The following is a 16,948-nucleotide window of genomic DNA, read 5'->3' as shown; positions in this document are numbered from 1 at the left end:
GATAATTCATTATTTGAATATTTAGCCATCTGGACGGCTATTTGTGTAATTGAGAATGGCAGATGACGAACATGAGGACAAACGAAGATCTTTCATGGTTATTGAAAATAATTCATGTTGTTAAAACCCTGTAAATTGCAAGTTGATCTACATCACAGTTTGCCGTTAAATATGACGTCCTGTTTTTGAGCCTCCCAATATGATTGTTCGCCCGCAGCAACACTGGTTTATCCGCCTATTCGTCTGGCACGGTTCGGTTCTACAAAAAATCTACTCACGTCTGTTGTTGAATGTTGCGCTCTCGATAAGCGTTATCTTCTTCCTGCCATGGTATGAAACGCTGGGTATAAAACTCACCATCGCACCCTTTAGTATTCTTGGTGTGGCGATAGCTATTTTTCTCGGATTCAGAAACAGCGTCTGTTACGCCCGCTTTAACGAAGCTCGCACGCTGTGGGGGCAACTGGCGATTACTCAGCGTTCGTTTTTGCGCGAGACTAAGAGTCTGCTGGGTGAAAACTGCAGTCAGATTAGGTCTTTTGTGAATTTGCAGATTGCTTTTTGCCACGCGCTCAGGCTCACATTGCGTAAGCGCCCGGTAGAAGAGACGCTGAAAAAATTCTTAACTGCCGATGAATTACAGTGGGTGATGAAAAGCCACGCGCCCTGTAACCGCATACTATTGCTGATGGGCGAATGGCTCGCCGATAAACGCAAACAGGGTCTGATTTCTGATGTGGTGTGGAGCAGTCTGAATCATCATCTGAACGATCTTTCAGCGGTTTCTGGGGGCTGTGAGCGCATTGCCAACACACCGTTGCCATTCGCCTATACGCTGATTTTGCATCGTACCGTGTACCTGTTTTGCATTATGCTGCCGTTCGCGTTGGTCACCGACCTACACTACATGACACCGTTCTTGTCGGTATTTGTTTCCTATACCTTTATTTCGCTTGATACGCTGGCTGAAGAGCTGGAAGAGCCGTTTGGCACAGAAGACAACGACCTGCCGCTGGATGCCATTTGCAACACTATTGAGCGGGATTTACAGGATATGGATGAGCGTGAGGAACTGCCTGAGAAGTTGCGCCCGAACCGCCATTATCAGCTAAGTTAGCAGGCGCACAATTATTTAGAAGATCGGGCCGACGAAATCACGTTTGCCCAATGGCACACCCGCCTGGCGCAAGATGTCGTAAGCGGTGGTGAAATGGAAGTAGAAGTTCGGGGTGGCGAATTTATACACATAGCCGCGAGCGGTGAAACGCAGTTCGTGTTCACGTGCCATCACGACAATTGGGCGCTCGTCGTCACCAGCAAGTTGCTCATCGCTAATGCCTTTCATGAAAGCAACGGTCGCTTTAATACGCGCTTGAAGCTGTTCAATAGTGGTTTCGTTATCTTCCATCACCGGAGCATCAACACCTGCCAGACGCGCAACAGCACGTTTGGCCATATCGGTTGTAATCTGCACCTGGCGCACCAGCGGATACATATCTTCTGCAAGCGACGCCGTAAGCAGGCTCTCTTCCGTTTTACCGTTCTCTTTCGCCCAGCCAGCCGCTTTCTCAAGGATTGCAGACAGGTTACTTAAACCCAGGATGAACTGTGCATTGGTTTCACTGTAAATCGACATTGTGACTTCCTTTAGATATGACAAATTTGAGCCAAAGATTACACCCTGTTAGCGCCCTGCGGGTAGCAAATTCACAGCTCAGGCAAAGCTAAATCCTTCATCCGCCCAACCGGTTAATCCTCCAATCATAATTTTCACCGGACGGCCAAGACGTGCCAGTTTTAACGCGGCACGGTCAGCGCCGTTACAATGCGGTCCCGCGCAATAAACCACAAATAGCGTGTCCGTAGGCCATTCTGCCATGCGCTCGGCCGTCATATCCCGATGGCGCAAATGCAATGCTCCTGGAATATGGCGACGCGCAAAGGCTTCTGGCGAGCCCACAACATGCAGCAGAACAAAATCTACGTCCCCTTCTTTTATGGCACTGTGAACATCATCGCAGTCTGTTTCAAGGTTCAAACGCTGTAGAAAATGAGCGGCGGCGATTTCTGGGGCAGCGGCTGGATAATCAGTAACGTAACTCATAAACACTCCTCATGGTGGTGAGATCTCACTATAGAGCGCAGCGTATGGCTTGACGTATGGCAGAAATGACAGATAACGTGAAGATCATGACAATCGTCTGGAATACTCATGCAAAATCCTCTTGTTGTCGCTTTGGCGTATGACGGCCTGTGCACCTTTGAATTCGGTGTCGTGGTTGAAGTGTTTGGTCTGCCGCGCCCGGAAATGGGCGATAATTGGTATCGATTTGCGGTCGCAGGAATCGAACCTGGCGAGCTTAGAGCGACCGGCGGTATCCGGCTGGCGGTTGATGGCGGTCTTTCTTTGTTGGAGGACGCAGGGACGATTATTGTGCCCGGCTGGCGAGGTGCTGACGAACCGGTTCCGCCACAGTTGTGTGAAGCTTTACGTACTGCACATGCACGCGGAGCGCGGATCATGTCGATATGCTCCGGTGTATTCGTGCTGGCAGCCAGCGGCCTGCTCGATGGGTTACAAGCTTCAACCCACTGGCGTTACACTGAAAAGTTGCAGCAACGGTATCCTGCCATTCAGGTGATGCCAGATGTGTTGTATATCGATAACGGATCGGTGCTGACCTCAGCCGGAAGTGCCGCCGGTATCGATTTGAGTTTGCACCTGGTGCGGCGTGATTACGGCCAGGCTGCCGCAAACAGTGTGGCGCGCCGCCTGGTTGTTCCCCCTCATCGCGTTGGCGGTCAGGCACAGTTTATCGAACAACCTATTCCGGTTGCTTATGAAAGCAAGCGTCTAAGCCCACTGTTCGATTATTTGCAAATTCATCTGGCTGATGAACACTCGGTAGAATCGCTGGCGGCGTTCACCGGCATGAGTCCGAGAACATTTTTACGCCGTTTTGCCGCAACAACCGGCACCACGCCCGCACGCTGGCTGCTGAATATGCGCCTGACGCACTGTCGGGATTTACTGGAAAGCAGCACACTCTCCATTGATGAAATTGCCGAGCGAGTCGGGTTTGGCAGTGCGGCGACTCTGCGCCACCATTTCCGCGCTAAGTTTTCCACCACACCCGCCACATACCGCAAGTCATTTACTTCAAGTAACGAAAAATTGATTATCACCAGTGAAACAACGTGATAGAGATAACGGCATTATTTGAAAGTTAGCAGATGAAGGTATCTGGAGAAGATATGCGTAAATTGAATGTATTTGTTTTTTCTGCGGCTCTGATGGCCGGTTCTTTGCCATTGGCGATGACTGCTCAGGCAGCTGATGCACCGGTTGCCGCACCGGCACCCGCCGCGCCACAGCCAACGTCCTCGTTTGAAATTCAGGAATTTCATGCCGATTACAAGCCATTTAAAATTGGCGACATCGTGCCTGATTTATACCGTACTAAGCCTTATCAGATTGATGCCTGGCAAATCAGGCACCTGCCAGCACCAGTAGCAGGAAGCCACTGGACGTACATGGGCGGGAATTACGTGCTGATTACCGACGCTGAAGGGAAGATTTTACGCGCTATGAAAGGCGAGATTTTTTACGGTCATTAATAGAACAAACCCCGGTCATCGTACCGGGGTTTAGTTTTCAAACAGGCGTTAATTAAGCGCGGAGCATGGCTTTAATCTTCGAGTAACCGTACTCAAAAATCATATCCGTCGTACACATAAAGACAATCACATCACCTGACTGGCTCTCTTCAAGTGCGATATTTAATTCGCCATCGAACTCTTTAGACAGTTGCGGCATCAACATCTGCATATCACCTGGGTAATCCTCATCTTCATCGGGTGGCATATCGTCAATTTTTGAGCCACGCACCACGTAAATCAGCAGATTTTTATCGTTGGATGTAATTGGGGCGCGCAAATATTTACCCGTTGGATGCTTAGCCATATCGTTACCTTTTGTTGATAGCTGTAAATTCCGCGCTATCCTCGCAAAAGATGACGCGAAAAGACAGCCTAAGCGTAATGACAAGCCTCAGTTAACCACTAAACTCAGGAGGATTAAAAATCTGGATTGAGGTGGCTATGCAACAAAAAGTTTCTGCCCAATGTCATTGTGGTGCTGTCGCTTTTACCGTCGAACTGAGTGATGGTTTTAACACTATCCGCCGCTGTAACTGTTCATTTTGCCGAATGCGCGGCGCGGTTGCTGTTTCTGCTCCGTTGTCGGGGATTAAGATGACTAAAGGCCAGGATAAACTCACCGAATATCGTTTTAACACCGGAGCGGCGGTGCATTTCTTCTGTTCCGTGTGCGGGATTTATACTTTTCACCAGCGCCGCTCAAACCCTGAGCAATATGGCGTGAATGTCGCCTGCATTGAAGGCGTGTCACCTTTCGACTTCCCGAAAGTCACGGTAATGGACGGCGTCCATCATCCCAAAGATGGCGGCGGTGGCGTGGCCGGGTATCTGACTTTTACATCTGAGTAATCTTTGCCATTCGCTGGCGGGTTTTCAGCATTGACCCGCCCGGCGAATGTCATTTCTCCCCGAGCCGCCAAATTTTCTCGGCGTAGCGCCCGACAAGAGCCAGCGAAATGGCAAGCAGCAGGAAGAAAATCACTTTATTGGTGTCGTCCCAGAACATCTCGAAATAGCGGGTGTAGAGGTTAATACCGAGGAACGTCAGGCCGAATCCGCGCAGCATGCCATCATCAGTTTTCAGGCTAATCCAGATACATACGCCTGCCGCCAGGGCAAAGAGCAATGACCAGTGCAGCAGCTCAATCTGGCGCACACTTTGCCAGATATCCAAATCGTAATTCCCAAAGATCGACAAAATCCACAAAGCGATAAACAGATACAGCAGCCCCATCGCTTTGCTGACCGCAAACAGGTTACGTTGCAGCAAAGGTTTTTTAAGCAGATAACATGCCGCAAGTAACAATCCACCGAATAATACAAAGCGAATGGGATAGTTCATACCGAGCCAATAAGCGCCCCAGCCGGAATAATAGCCTGTCGAAGTGCCGAAATAACTCCCCAACGCCAGCAGGCAAAACAGCCAGATAAGCCCCGAACGGCCCAGGTAGCCAATAGCGCCATATATCGCGCAACCGAGCAAAAATAGCGGGGCCACATTCCCACTGCCGTTATCCAGCGCCATGCCGAGCTGCCACAAAAATAACGAGGTAAATAATGCACCTAAGAAAAGAATGGCTTCATTGCTGTAGCGTTTATCCGGCGTCCTCTTCTGCCGATAAAATCCCCAGACATAAAACGCTATAGCGATAAGCAGCAGAATCACAGCACGCGTGAGGTAGCCAAAATTAAACAGCAACGCCATCAAATATTCATCAGCAACCAGGCTGCCAATCGCAATAATGAAACAGGCCAGCGCTACCCAGAATGCATAGCGGCTCATTCGTTGCCAGTCGAACAGTTGAACCGAGAGGTTTTGTTGCAGACGCTGTTGCTCTGCGGCATCAATCACCCCTTCCTGACGCCATCCCTCCAGTGTGCGCTTGACGACCTTTTCCTGTTTGCGAGTCACTTTCATTGCGGTTTTCCTTACCTGAGTTTAGCCACTACGTTACAGTAATTAATCAGATTCTAAACCATGCACAACTTCTTAATTCATCACTACGCTTAATGCAATTAAGCCACCGGAGAAACCTATGCAGGACTGGAACCCCGCGCTTTACTTGCAGTTTGCAGCAGAACGTACGCGCCCGGCAGCAGAACTCGCCGCACGTATTCAACACCCCGGTGCAAAACATATTGCAGATTTAGGATGCGGCCCGGGAAACAGTACTGCTTTACTGCACCAGGCCTTCCCGAATGCCGCAGTGACCGGTATCGATAGCTCTCCGGCGATGCTGGAAAAAGCGCGCGCTGCTCTGCCGAATTGCCAGTTTGAACAGGCTGATGTGACATCCTGGACGCCTGCGGTAAAACAAGATGTTATCTATGCAAATGCGTCATTGCAGTGGGTAAGTAACCACCCGGAGCTGTTTCCCCACCTGGCTGCGCAACTTGCCGAAAATGGAGTGTTAGCGGTGCAAATGCCGGATAACTGGCAAGAGCCCACGCATACATTAATGCGCCAGGTCGCCGCCCAATTGGGGAGCCCTGACTCCGGGCGCGAAGCGTTGCTCCCAGCACAACAGTATTACGATTTGCTGGCGCAATCGGGTTGCACGGTGGATATCTGGCGTACCACCTATTTCCATGTGATGCCGTCAGCACAGGCGATTATTGAATGGCTAAGTTCTACCGGTTTAAGGCCTTATCTCGCAAGCCTGGACAACATTCAACAACAGGCGTTTCTGGAGCGTTATCACACGCTTTTGCAACAGGCGTACCCGCCGCGACACGATGGTAATGTGTTAATGCTGTTCCCTCGCCTGTTTATTGTGGCAAGAAAAACTAAAGCGTAACGCCCATCTGACGTAGCGTTTCGACATCCTGCAACGGCGCTGCGCCAAACGAACGACGGTACTCACGGTTAAACTGCGATGGGGATTCATAGCCTACTTGCCAGGCGATGTTCGCTACATCCTGGCCTCCACTGAGTAATAACCGCCGTGCTTCGAGCAGACGGATCTGCTTTTGATATTGCAACGGGCTCATCACAGTCAGGGCTTTAAAGCGATGATGCAGGCTTGAAGTGCTCATACCGACACGCTTTGCCAGCTCATCAATTTTTAGCGGCTCGGCGAAATGGCGCTTAATCCACGCCAGAGCCTCACCCACGCCTTTCCCCTGATTCCAGGAGAGCGTCTGTTTCCAGAACGTCGCACCTGATGGCGACGTCACCAGACGATAAAGAATTTCCTGTTTAATAAGTTTGGACATCACCAGTAAATCATCAGGGGTATCCAGCACTTTCACCAGCCGTAAAAAAGCATCCTGCAACGCGTCATCAGCACTGGATATCCAGGCACCAGGTTTGACACTTTCACCTTGTTTTTCGGGCAGCTTAATTTGCAATGAGACGATTAAATCGGCAATTTCCCGGCTATTGAGGTCAATGCGCACGCCATAATAAGGCTCAGACACAGTGGCCTGGGTCACCTGGCCGGAAACGGGCATGTCTACCGCCGCCATTGAGTAATTCCCGGGGCCATATTCCGTGACGTTGTCACCAATAAGCATTTTTTTACGCCCCTGAAGGAGCATACACATCGACGGTTCCAGCATGCCTCGATTAAACAGCGTCGGTTCAGATACGCGGATAAATCGAAGCCAGGGCACTGCGGTTTGCAGCTCCATCTCAGACGTTTCCGCACATTGGTAATGCCGCTCCACGTTTTGACAAAGCTCAGCTAAAATGCGGCCATCAGGCCGCAAAATGTTTTCTCTTTCCGGCATTTCACTGCCCCATTATGGCTTTTGGTTCAAGATACCCTTCCAGCCCGAAAGTACCAAATTCTCGTCCAATCCCCGACTGTTTAAAACCACCAAATGGTACTTGTGGCTCATTATAAACTCCGTTGACGAACACTCGTCCGGCGATAAGTTGGCTTGCGATCGCCTGTGTACGTTGCACATCTTTACCACTCACATATGCCTGTAATCCGTACAAAGTATCGTTGGCGATCGCGATAGCTTCTGCGTCATCTTTATAGGTAATCACCGACAGCACCGGGCCAAAAATTTCTTGTTGGGCAATAGTCATATCGTTACGAACATTCACAAAAACAGTCGGCTTCACATAGTAACCACGCTCAAAACCTTGCGGGCGGCCTTCACCCCCACAGAGTAATTCAGCACCCTCTTCAATTCCTTTACGGATGTATGCTTGCACGCGCTCATATTGCTGTGCCGTCACCGCTGTTCCAACATTCTTACCAGGTTCCAGTAAAGATATGTCCTGGCGTAACTGTGCTTTCACTTCCTCGAGGCGGTTTTCATGGACTAACAAACGTGTACCAGCAATACACGCCTGGCCGCTGTTCCAGGACATCACCTGCAACGCCAGTGGAATGGCTTCTTCAAGAGAGACATCATCAAGCAGCACGTTGGCAGACTTCCCGCCCAGTTCGAGCGTCACGCGCTTGAGCGTATCCACCGCACCACGGGCAATGGTTTTTCCCACGGCGGTAGAACCCGTAAACGAGATTTTTGCGATATCAGGATGGCGGGTAATTTCAGCACCAACAACATCCCCACGCCCGGTAACAATATTAATCACCCCATTCGGCAGACCTGCAGCATGTAGACATTCAGTAATTAATGCCGTCTGGCGGGCACTTAGCTCGCTGGGTTTAATCACCGCCGTTGAGCCAGAAGCAATTACCGTCGCAAGCTTAGAGGCAATAAAACCATAATTACCATTCCACGGTGTAATCAGCCCCACCACACCCAAAGGCTCCATGATCACACGAGCATTACCAACGCGTGTTTCGAAGGGGAATCTAGCCAGCACATCGCGCATTTGCATAAAGCTATCGATGGCATGATTCACGGTACCCTGAGCAAACACAGGCATACAGCCGTACTCTTCCACCATGGTATCAATCAGCTCAACTTCGCGGGATTTTACGGCGTCATGCAGTTGTTGCAGCCAGTCCATACGCTGTTCGCGGGAAGAGCTGCGCATCATTGGGAATGCCGCTTTTGCAGCAGCAATCGCCAGGCGAGTATCTTCAACATCTGCCAGTTGCACTTGCGCAACGGTTTCTTCGGTAGTTGGGTTAACAAGATCGAACAGCTCATTGCCATGGGGGATAACAAACTGGCCATTGATATAGATGTGATTGATAGTTTTCATGATGCGCTCCAGGTATGTTTGACCGGTTCAGTGTCATCTGAGACGGTGTATTTCCTGTAGCGCAATGCTGTTAGATGATTGCACAATCCTGCAAAAACCCCCTGAACCATTTAAGCCGCCGGGAGGCAACTCAAATGACTCAGGGGATGTGTTCTAAATGTAAGCGGAAAATATGCAAGGGTGCGTAAGCGCAAACGCCCCCACCATTTGGACTATTTTGTAGAAGAAGCCGGGCACTGAATCCAGCGAGCACGCAGCGTGTCGTACATCCAGTTATAAATCACGGTATACGGCAGGAAGAACAGGAAGAACCCGATCTCGACCATAAACGCCTGCAATAGAGAAATATCCAGCATCCAGGCCGCCAATGGCAAGCCAATCAGGATAAAGCCCCCTTCAAAGCCCAGCGCATGAGCGACACGCAGTGGCAAGCGGCGTTTTTGGCCCATCGGGAAAATTTTATCGAACCCAGCGTTATAAATAATGTTCCATACCATCGCAACGGTCGACAGCATGATAGCCAGCGCGCCCATCTGAAACAGTGGCTTATCCATAATCCACGCGGCTAAAGGCGCACAAATCGCAATCGCGATAACTTCAAAACCCACCGCATGCAGGATGCGTTCGGCAAATGTTCTATTTTGAGACTGCATAACTCACTCCAGACGATATAAAAGCAATATGGCTCTGCGGCGTATTATTATCGCTATTACTGATAGAATTAAGTTAATAGCCATCGATAAAAGCGATAGAAGATGAAGTATTCTCCCGAATCTCTTGAGGCCTTTCTGCAAGCGGTTGAAACCGGCTCGTTTTCTGCGGCTGCGAGGAAACTAAAGAAAAGCCAGTCAACCATAAGCAGCGCGATTGCAAATTTAGAAGCCGACCTGGGCGTGACCTTGTTTGACCGCCAGAGCCGCCAACCCGTATTGACTGACCAGGGAAAACACGTTTTGCCCTATATTCAGTCGATACTTGCGGCAAGCGAAAGGCTGGATGAAGTTTCGGTACGCCTTGCCGGCAATGTTGAGCCACGCCTGAGTTTTGTGCTCTCTGATGTCTGGCAAACTTCACATCACGAATCGATTCTCCAGCGTTTTTCACAACGCTTTCCCGATATCGAATTCGAATGTCTGATTGCTGAGGATGAAGATGTCATCGACCTGATACAAATTGGCCGTGCGCATGTCGGTGTGTTGCGTGTGCAGCCTCGCTACCCGGTGGATGTTACGGTGGCGCGTCTGCAGGTCGGTGCGGAGATGGCGATTTTTATTCACCGCAAGCATGAGTTGGCTCGTCTGCCTGCGATTGAAATGGATATGCTACAGACTGAACGCCAGCTTTGTTTGAGCACCTTTACCGATCCGACCCGCAATAAAAGCGGTGGACCGATGTGGTCATCGCCATCGTTATTAATGCTATTGGAAATGGCAGAGCAAGGGTTTGGCTGGGGGATTTTGCCACGCTGGTTGGTGGAGCAATTTGGTCACGGTGTCTTGCAGGAGTTACCCATTGCTGGGTGGCCCCAGCGCATTGATGTGGATGTTTTGTGGTCAAATAAAACGCCGCCAGGCCCTGCGGGAAGATGGATGATTGATCAGTTGCGGGCGCAGAATCCTTAAACGATGTCAGGCGGCGCTTACCAGACCTACAAAACCATTTTTCAAATCAGTCTTGTAGGTCGAATAAGCGCAGCGTCATCTAACAACCGAAGATTATTTCCGCTTCGGCATCGTCTTCAACAATTCGTCCGGGCTGATGGACGCTACAACATCGCTACCCGGTAATGGCATCTTGAGGATGTGGTTCTTCATCTTGCCGATAACGTGCATCTCGCACGGTTTGCAGTCAAATTTCAGCGTCAGCACTTCATCCTGATGCACCAGCTGCATTGGCGAAGCTTTCCAGCTTTTTACTGAACCCTTCGCCTGTTTCGGGCACAGGTTAAAGGCAAAACGCAGACAGTGTTTGGTGATCATCACCGGAACTTCACCCTTCTCTTCATGGGCTTCATAAGCGGCATCAATCAGTTTCACGCCATAACGCTGATAAAACTCACGCGCTTTATGGTTGTAAACGTTGGCGAGAAACGTCAGATGCTCTTCCGGATAAACCGGAGGCGGGACGCTAACAGGTTTGCGGGTGCCACGTTGATATTGCTGCAAACGCGCTTCGGTTAGCTCGTCGATAGCTTCACGGCGCAGTTGATTCAACTGGCTGTTTGGCACGAATAAAGGTGCTGGAAGCTTCAAATCCACTTTTCGCGCCTGATACAGGGTTTGACCCAGTTTCGTCAGGCCATCACGCAGGTTTGAGTAAGCTTTTTCCGGGTTGTTCGCCACTTCGAACTGCCCTTCCAGTGTTTTAGTTACACTGACCCCCTCTTCGCTGGTGAGGGTCAAAATCAGCTGTTCTTCCCAACCACCCAGTTCCAAATCCACTGCTATACGGCGTTCGCTGGACGTTTTCGTCAAAGCCTGCTGCCAGTTATGATCAAGATTACGGTTTAGTGGGTGGTTCGGACGCACATTTTTCAGCGTTTCCGGCATCTCATTTGGCCAGACGCGATACTGATTTTTACCCGTTTTTTCTACCGTATTAGCGCGGAAGCCAACGATATCACGCTTGATCAACACATTCAGACCGTCACCATTGGTCAGCGTATCGGTAACACTGACATCCAGGAAGTCTTTGCCCACCTTCAGGACTTCACCTACCGGTAAGCCGATATATTTTGGTGAATCAAACGCGCCGATATCGATTTTGCGCTCATTAACGAAGTAGTCTGTGCTACCACGGTGGAAGGTTTTATCCGGTGAAGGGATAAAGAAATGCGAAGTTTTGCCAGAGGAAGCACGAACCAAATCAGTGCGCTGCTCCATTAATTCATCCAGCAACTGGCGATAATAAGCGGTGATATTTTTCACATAGCTCATATCTTTGTAGCGCCCTTCAATTTTGAAGGAACGCACACCCGCATCTACCAGTGCTGCAAGGTTGGCGCTTTGATCGTTATCTTTCATCGATAACAGATGTTTTTCATAAGCCACTACACGGCCCTGATCATCTTTCAGGGTGTACGGCAAACGGCAAGCCTGGGAGCAATCACCGCGGTTTGCACTACGCCCGGTCTGGGCGTGGGAAATATTACATTGCCCCGAATAGGCCACACATAACGCACCGTGAATAAAGAACTCAATTGTGGCATCAACATTTTCATGAATTGCACGAATTTGATTGAGGTTCAGTTCACGAGCCAGAACGATTTGCGAGAAGCCTGCATCGGAGAGGAATTTCGCTTTTTCTACGCTGCGAATATCACACTGAGTACTGGCATGAATCTCAATCGGCGGCAGATCCATTTCCAGCACGCCCATATCCTGCACAATTAGCGCATCCACGCCTACCTGATACAGGTCGTGGATCATTCGACGTGCAGGTTCCAGTTCGTTGTCATGCAAAATGGTGTTCAGCGTAACAAAAATCTTCGCCCCATAACGGTGAGCAAACGGCACCAGTTCAGCAAGGTCTTGCAGGCTGTTGCCGGCATTATGGCGAGCGCCAAAGCCAGGCCCACCAATGTAGACCGCATCCGCGCCATGCAGAATGGCTTCGCGGGCGATGGAGGTGTCACGAGCTGGGCTGAGTAATTCAAGATGATTGGCGTGCAGGCGCATAGTGGGTCTGTTTCTATGTTATGGGCGAAAGGCGGGTATTGTAGTCAGATTGGTCGCGTAAGCATAGATCTGCAAAGGTAAGAGCAAACTAAACCTCCAGCAACCTTCAATTTATTAATTTCCAACACATATGAAACGGCGTAACAACATAGGCCGGTAGTAATGCTGGCGGTAGCTAAAGACGGTGTATTACGAAATGTTTTAATTTATACTTCCGCTGGAATAATTACAAAGAGTGATCATATTAGACCTATTAAAGTGGGAGCTAGTTAAATGACTCAGTTAAGATGATGGGAAATGACCATAAACATAGAACATTCAAGACTTTATAAGTCAGAAGGCGTTAAGCTGTTATACAACAACTCATTACCCGGCATTCTGATTACTTTTATTGCGTCTACCACTCTTGCCTTCACTTTTATCGACAATAATAATTTCTACGCCAAAATGACCTGGTGGCTGTTCATGACTCTGGTTCTGGCCATTCGACTCATTGATACCCATATGTGGATAAAAAGTGACGCCAAATCTAAAGACCGAAAGGACTGGGTGGTGCGCTTTTCAATCGGCTGTTTAATAACTGCCATGTTGTGGAGCGTCTATGCGGTCACTTTCTACCCGCAATTTACCGTTGAAGAACTTAGCTCTACAAATGTGATACTTGCCGCCATGGCGGGGGGAGCGACAAGTATTCTCTCTGCAAGTTTTCTGCTATCCGCGCTCTATAACATTATTATTTTAATGCCGATGTCTGTATTGCTAATGCTGCAGCCAGAACAATATAAAATTAATCTCGGCGGGCTGGGCATCTGTTTTACTTTAATCATGATTATCTCTTCTGCACGCTCAGCCAATTATATTAAAGAAGCAATCTTGTTACGTTACCGAAACAAAAAACTTGTTTCCAGCATGGAAGAGACCATCCGAGAAAGAACACAGGAAGTTTATGTTATCTCAAATATAGACTCCCTCACGGGTCTCTATAACCGCACTGCTTTTTTATCGGCAGTAGAAGGGATTGAGCGCGAATTTGAGCAGAACCATATAGCGGGCTTCTCCATCTTCTTTATCGACCTCGATGGTTTTAAAAATATTAATGATACGCTCGGTCACAATGTCGGCGACAAAGTACTGATTGCATTAAGTACCAGACTTAAGAGCTTTATCGGTGACGTTAACTTTATGTGCCGTTGGGGTGGTGATGAATTTATTCTGTTGGTTAAGGAAAGTTCGCATGCTATTACCAGTGAACTTGCTGAAAATATCATCGCCAGCCTCTCCCTACCGATCCGTCTTGATGACCAAACCATTGCCCTGAATGCAACCATCGGTATTTCAGTTTGTCCTGAGCATGACTTTTCAATTACGCGACTGATTCAACTTGCGGATATCGCCATGTATTCGCAAAAAGGCAAATATCCTGAACGTTTTGCTTTCTATAACCTCGAACTCGAACACAATCTGCGCCGCAAGATGACGCTCAATGAAGCACTAAAAGGTGCTCTGGAGCGCGATGAGTTCCGTCTTGTATATCAACCGATTGTCGACGCCACCGGCCAGATAGTTAGTTTTGAAGCCTTGATGCGCTGGCGTTATCAGGAGCAGGAGATCTCGCCAGTTGAATTTATCCCATTAATGGAACAAAGCGGCCGTATTGTTCAAGTGGGAAGTTGGGTGCTGGAAGAGGCCTGTAAAACACTGGCGAAAATGCATAAAACAAATGCGGAAATCTGCATGTGCGTGAATATCTCGTTGATTCAGTTTTACGACAAAGGGTTCGTCAATAACGTCAATCGGGTTATTGAGCGCTATGCAATACCGGGGCATTTACTGCATCTGGAAGTCACTGAATCACTCTTCCAGTCTGAACAGATGATGATTAATGAGAAGGTCAGTCAGTTACAACAATGTGGCGTGAAATTCTCAGTAGATGATTTTGGGACGGGCTACTCTAGTTTGTCAGTTATCCAGAATATGAATATTGATTACATCAAAATTGACCGTTCGTTTATTCAGCATATCGAACAAAAAGGCCTGTCTATTGTTCAGGCGATGATGAATATGTCTAACAGCCTCAACTTCAGTGTGATCGCAGAAGGCGTGGAAACGGAAAAACAACGCCAGTTACTTGAGAAATGTGGCATCCCTTATATGCAGGGTTACTACTTCTCGCGCCCTCTGGAGCGCGCAAACGCGTTTGCTTATCTCAGCACCGCCATTGCAGAAGAATCCAGTAGCGAATTCGCATAAGGTTTTTATTGCTCTTCGCACGGAGAGCAATCCCCTGTTCTGGCCCTCACAAAACATTTCATGAAAGTGAACTTGCAGAGTTTTCAACATCATCACGCCTGTTGTTAATGATTTGTGATGTTATAGTTCGACGACGCTATAACCATAAAGGGAAAAAATGCGCACAATATCCATTCCATTGCCCACGATTCTGGCCGGGTTCGTTGCTGTTTTAGTTGGTTATGCCAGTTCGGCGGCTATTATCTGGCAAGCTGCGGAAGCGGCCGGTGCTAACACGCTGCAAATCGCGGGTTGGCTGACAATGCTTGGGATAGGCATGGGGATCAGTACTCTCGTGCTAACCGTTTGGTATCGCACACCGATTCTCACCGCCTGGTCCACTTCCGGTGCGGCGCTGCTCGCGACCAGTTTGCCAGGCCATTCGCTCAATGAAGCTATCGGCGTGTTTATTTTCGCCTCATTTTTAATTCTGCTGTGCGGTGTGACCGGCCTCTTCGCCCGTTTGATGCGCCTTATCCCTTCAACACTTTCCGCTGCAATGCTGGCAGGTATTCTGCTGCGCTTTGGCCTGGATGCATTTACTTCTTTGCAGGGGAATTTCTTACTCTGTGCCAGTATGTTGCTCGGCTGGTTACTGGCAAAAACCTGGGCTCCACGTTATGCCGTTGTGGTAGCAATGATTGTCGGCCTGTTGGTGTGTGTCATGAGTGGAAACCTGCAAAACGGCAGCGTACCGGTCGCAATGGTTATGCCAGAATTTACCACGCCACACTTTTCACTATCGAGCCTGCTAGGCATCGGTATCCCTTTCTTCCTGGTGACCATGGCGTCACAAAACGCACCTGGCGTTGCCACACTAAAAGCCTCGGGCTATGAGATCCCAGTATCACCATTAATTGTTGTCACCGCGGCGATTGCTCTGCTATTGGCACCTTTTGGTGTGTTTTCTATTTGTTTTGCGGCGATCACTGCCGCTATTTGCCAGAGTTCTGAAGCGCATCCGGATCCATCGAAGCGCTGGCTTGCTGCCGCTGCGGCTGGCGCGTTTTATTTGCTTGCCGGTATTTTTGGCGGCTCAATTACCACGTTACTCACCGCTCTGCCTGTTGCCTATATCCATACGCTGGCAGGTCTGGCGTTGCTGAGTACCATTGCAGGAAGTTTGTATCAGGCATTAAACCACGAGCGTGAGCGTGATGCGGCTATCGTCACGTTTCTGGTCACCGCATCTGGCGTCAGTTTGCTGGGGATTGGTTCTGCTTTTTGGGGGCTGGTGGCTGGCGGGATATGTTACGCGTTGTTCTCATTTACCCGCCGCGCGAAGCTGTGACGGTGTCACGCCTGTTGTCGCTTTAAAACGATTACTGAAATGGCTTGCGGAGCTAAACCCGCAGGCCATCGCAATATCCGTCAGCGATAACGGGCTGTTTTTCACTAATGCCTCGGCGCGTAACATGCGCCTTTGCATCACATATTGATGTGGTGCGAGCTGAGTTGATTGCTTAAACATACGCGCAAAATGAAACTCGCTGAGCCCTGCTTCCTGTGCCAGTTCAGTCAGTGTTAATGGCTCACTAAGGTGCTGTTCAATATATGCCTGAATATTTCGCAACACCGCGGGTGCAAGGCCTCCACGCACATTGGGTAAACGCCACTGTACGTTGCTGTAGGTCTGCACCAGGTGGGTCAACAGCAATGTAGATGCTGTGCTCAACATCAAATGGTTCGCCTGCTGTTGCCAGTCACTGCTGAGTAGAAAGTGGCGATACAACTGAGTAATACGCGGATCCTCGCTGAAGATTTTCTCATCAAGCTGAAGTGCTGCCGGGCTGCGATCCCAGATCTGCTCCGCAATATGACGCAAATGTTCATCTGTGCAATACAGATGCACAAATGAAAAATGGTTGCGAATATCCCAGGTGGTTTCTCCATCTTTCGGCATCAGACAGAATCGGTCTGGTCCACCGCCATTTTTCCAACCTGAATGGGTTTTTTGGTAGGTTTCATAACCTTCATTCACATACATGCTTAACGTATGGTGATCGCTACATTGCGTCACACGGTCGAGACTATTTGACCAGGCCGACAATTGAATCCCGGAACCCAGCTGCACGTTATCTTCCAGCACGGCATTATGCTGGCGAAGATTTTCGAATGCGTGATACGGCAGGTTCATAACTTATTACCATCAAAGTTCGGGACTGACAGTGTATGTAGTGCCAGCACT

At 49.2% G+C, this 16,948-nt stretch carries 17 protein-coding genes; 8 read left to right on the top strand and 9 right to left on the bottom strand.

Features of this window, described 5'->3' with window-relative positions; translation table 11 throughout:
- Positions 1-199: 199 nt before the first annotated feature.
- Positions 200-1,117 (top strand): bestrophin family protein, encoded by a 918-nt coding sequence (locus M979_RS05830; RefSeq protein WP_064554086.1) that lies wholly within the window; start codon positions 200-202, stop codon positions 1,115-1,117.
- A 15-nt stretch (positions 1,118-1,132) separates the two neighbouring features.
- Here M979_RS05830 and M979_RS05825 read toward each other — a convergent pair whose 3' ends face one another.
- Both M979_RS05825 and M979_RS05820 read right to left on the bottom strand, forming a co-directional pair.
- Positions 1,133-1,636 carry a DUF1993 domain-containing protein gene (locus M979_RS05825; RefSeq protein WP_064554085.1) on the bottom strand — a complete coding sequence of 168 codons (504 nt, stop codon included), beginning with the start codon at positions 1,634-1,636 and terminating at the stop codon, positions 1,133-1,135.
- Positions 1,637-1,714: 78 nt separating this feature from the next.
- Complete coding sequence (locus M979_RS05820; RefSeq protein ID WP_064554084.1) at positions 1,715-2,104, bottom strand: rhodanese-like domain-containing protein; 390 nt, start codon at positions 2,102-2,104, stop codon at positions 1,715-1,717.
- 108 nt (positions 2,105-2,212) lie between these two features.
- On the opposite strand from M979_RS05820, the gene ftrA reads away from it, so the two are divergent.
- Positions 2,213-3,202 carry a transcriptional regulator FtrA gene (gene ftrA, locus M979_RS05815; RefSeq protein ID WP_064554083.1) on the top strand — a complete coding sequence of 330 codons (990 nt, stop codon included), beginning with the start codon at positions 2,213-2,215 and terminating at the stop codon, positions 3,200-3,202.
- Positions 3,203-3,255: 53 nt separating this feature from the next.
- Positions 3,256-3,618, top strand: coding sequence for an RcnB family protein (locus M979_RS05810; RefSeq protein WP_034455704.1), 363 nt, complete (start codon positions 3,256-3,258; stop codon positions 3,616-3,618).
- A gap of 52 nt (positions 3,619-3,670) precedes the next feature.
- Here M979_RS05810 and M979_RS05805 read toward each other — a convergent pair whose 3' ends face one another.
- Entirely contained in the window at positions 3,671-3,964 is a 294-nt protein-coding gene (locus tag M979_RS05805) for a hypothetical protein (RefSeq protein WP_064554082.1), read from the bottom strand.
- A 137-nt stretch (positions 3,965-4,101) separates the two neighbouring features.
- Here M979_RS05805 and M979_RS05800 point away from each other — a divergent pair, with 137 nt between their 5' ends.
- The gene (locus tag M979_RS05800) at positions 4,102-4,509 is read left to right on the top strand and encodes a GFA family protein (RefSeq protein WP_034455707.1); all 408 of its coding nucleotides are present in this window, start codon (positions 4,102-4,104) and stop codon (positions 4,507-4,509) included.
- A gap of 49 nt (positions 4,510-4,558) precedes the next feature.
- Here the strand turns inward: M979_RS05800 and M979_RS05795 are convergent, their stop codons facing one another.
- Positions 4,559-5,578 (bottom strand): DUF2157 domain-containing protein, encoded by a 1,020-nt coding sequence (locus tag M979_RS05795; RefSeq protein ID WP_064554081.1) that lies wholly within the window; start codon positions 5,576-5,578, stop codon positions 4,559-4,561.
- Positions 5,579-5,696: 118 nt separating this feature from the next.
- Here M979_RS05795 and tam point away from each other — a divergent pair, with 118 nt between their 5' ends.
- A complete protein-coding gene (tam, locus tag M979_RS05790; RefSeq protein WP_064554080.1) occupies positions 5,697-6,458 on the top strand; it encodes a trans-aconitate 2-methyltransferase in 762 nt (253 codons plus the stop codon).
- Here tam and M979_RS05785 read toward each other — a convergent pair.
- The 3 genes from M979_RS05785 to M979_RS05775 form a co-directional block, all read right to left on the bottom strand.
- Positions 6,448-7,392 carry an AraC family transcriptional regulator gene (locus M979_RS05785; RefSeq protein WP_064554079.1) on the bottom strand — a complete coding sequence of 315 codons (945 nt, stop codon included), beginning with the start codon at positions 7,390-7,392 and terminating at the stop codon, positions 6,448-6,450. The genes tam and M979_RS05785 overlap by 11 nt on opposite strands.
- A gap of 1 nt (position 7,393) precedes the next feature.
- Positions 7,394-8,794 carry an aldehyde dehydrogenase family protein gene (locus M979_RS05780; protein ID WP_064554078.1) on the bottom strand — a complete coding sequence of 467 codons (1,401 nt, stop codon included), beginning with the start codon at positions 8,792-8,794 and terminating at the stop codon, positions 7,394-7,396.
- 212 nt (positions 8,795-9,006) lie between these two features.
- Positions 9,007-9,447, bottom strand: coding sequence for a multidrug/biocide efflux PACE transporter (locus M979_RS05775; RefSeq protein ID WP_034455712.1), 441 nt, complete (start codon positions 9,445-9,447; stop codon positions 9,007-9,009).
- 102 nt (positions 9,448-9,549) lie between these two features.
- Here M979_RS05775 and M979_RS05770 point away from each other — a divergent pair, with 102 nt between their 5' ends.
- On the top strand, positions 9,550-10,416 hold the full coding sequence (locus tag M979_RS05770) for a LysR family transcriptional regulator (RefSeq protein ID WP_034455713.1): 867 nt from the start codon (positions 9,550-9,552) through the stop codon (positions 10,414-10,416).
- Positions 10,417-10,509: 93 nt separating this feature from the next.
- On the opposite strand, the gene M979_RS05765 is transcribed toward M979_RS05770, so the two are convergent.
- Positions 10,510-12,471, bottom strand: a complete 1,962-nt coding sequence (locus M979_RS05765; protein WP_064554077.1) for a peptidase U32 family protein — start codon at positions 12,469-12,471, stop codon at positions 10,510-10,512.
- Positions 12,472-12,768: 297 nt separating this feature from the next.
- Between M979_RS05765 and M979_RS05760 the strand changes: the two genes are divergently transcribed.
- Positions 12,769-14,721, top strand: coding sequence for a putative bifunctional diguanylate cyclase/phosphodiesterase (locus tag M979_RS05760; protein ID WP_064554076.1), 1,953 nt, complete (start codon positions 12,769-12,771; stop codon positions 14,719-14,721).
- 157 nt (positions 14,722-14,878) lie between these two features.
- Positions 14,879-16,051 (top strand): benzoate/H(+) symporter BenE family transporter, encoded by a 1,173-nt coding sequence (locus M979_RS05755; RefSeq protein WP_064554075.1) that lies wholly within the window; start codon positions 14,879-14,881, stop codon positions 16,049-16,051.
- Here M979_RS05755 and M979_RS05750 read toward each other — a convergent pair.
- Positions 16,025-16,897 carry an AraC family transcriptional regulator gene (locus M979_RS05750; RefSeq protein ID WP_064554074.1) on the bottom strand — a complete coding sequence of 291 codons (873 nt, stop codon included), beginning with the start codon at positions 16,895-16,897 and terminating at the stop codon, positions 16,025-16,027. The two genes, M979_RS05755 and M979_RS05750, sit on opposite strands and share 27 nt — an antisense overlap.
- Positions 16,898-16,948: the final 51 nt, after the last annotated feature.

Origin of the sequence: Buttiauxella noackiae ATCC 51607, assembly GCF_001654865.1 — a bacterium.
GTDB lineage: Bacteria > Pseudomonadota > Gammaproteobacteria > Enterobacterales > Enterobacteriaceae > Buttiauxella > Buttiauxella noackiae.
Note: the sequence above shows the minus strand (reverse complement) of the source record. Positions and strands in the feature narration are given on the sequence as shown.

Coding starts and splice junctions, on each gene's coding strand:
- M979_RS05830 (WP_064554086.1), top strand. CDS start 200: ATGATTGTTCGCCCGCAGCAACACTGGTTTATCCGCCTATTCGTCTGG.
- M979_RS05825 (WP_064554085.1), bottom strand. CDS start 1,636: ATGTCGATTTACAGTGAAACCAATGCACAGTTCATCCTGGGTTTAAGT.
- M979_RS05820 (WP_064554084.1), bottom strand. CDS start 2,104: ATGAGTTACGTTACTGATTATCCAGCCGCTGCCCCAGAAATCGCCGCC.
- ftrA (WP_064554083.1), top strand. CDS start 2,213: ATGCAAAATCCTCTTGTTGTCGCTTTGGCGTATGACGGCCTGTGCACC.
- M979_RS05810 (WP_034455704.1), top strand. CDS start 3,256: ATGCGTAAATTGAATGTATTTGTTTTTTCTGCGGCTCTGATGGCCGGT.
- M979_RS05805 (WP_064554082.1), bottom strand. CDS start 3,964: ATGGCTAAGCATCCAACGGGTAAATATTTGCGCGCCCCAATTACATCC.
- M979_RS05800 (WP_034455707.1), top strand. CDS start 4,102: ATGCAACAAAAAGTTTCTGCCCAATGTCATTGTGGTGCTGTCGCTTTT.
- M979_RS05795 (WP_064554081.1), bottom strand. CDS start 5,578: ATGAAAGTGACTCGCAAACAGGAAAAGGTCGTCAAGCGCACACTGGAG.
- tam (WP_064554080.1), top strand. CDS start 5,697: ATGCAGGACTGGAACCCCGCGCTTTACTTGCAGTTTGCAGCAGAACGT.
- M979_RS05785 (WP_064554079.1), bottom strand. CDS start 7,392: ATGCCGGAAAGAGAAAACATTTTGCGGCCTGATGGCCGCATTTTAGCT.
- M979_RS05780 (WP_064554078.1), bottom strand. CDS start 8,794: ATGAAAACTATCAATCACATCTATATCAATGGCCAGTTTGTTATCCCC.
- M979_RS05775 (WP_034455712.1), bottom strand. CDS start 9,447: ATGCAGTCTCAAAATAGAACATTTGCCGAACGCATCCTGCATGCGGTG.
- M979_RS05770 (WP_034455713.1), top strand. CDS start 9,550: ATGAAGTATTCTCCCGAATCTCTTGAGGCCTTTCTGCAAGCGGTTGAA.
- M979_RS05765 (WP_064554077.1), bottom strand. CDS start 12,471: ATGCGCCTGCACGCCAATCATCTTGAATTACTCAGCCCAGCTCGTGAC.
- M979_RS05760 (WP_064554076.1), top strand. CDS start 12,769: ATGACCATAAACATAGAACATTCAAGACTTTATAAGTCAGAAGGCGTT.
- M979_RS05755 (WP_064554075.1), top strand. CDS start 14,879: ATGCGCACAATATCCATTCCATTGCCCACGATTCTGGCCGGGTTCGTT.
- M979_RS05750 (WP_064554074.1), bottom strand. CDS start 16,897: ATGAACCTGCCGTATCACGCATTCGAAAATCTTCGCCAGCATAATGCC.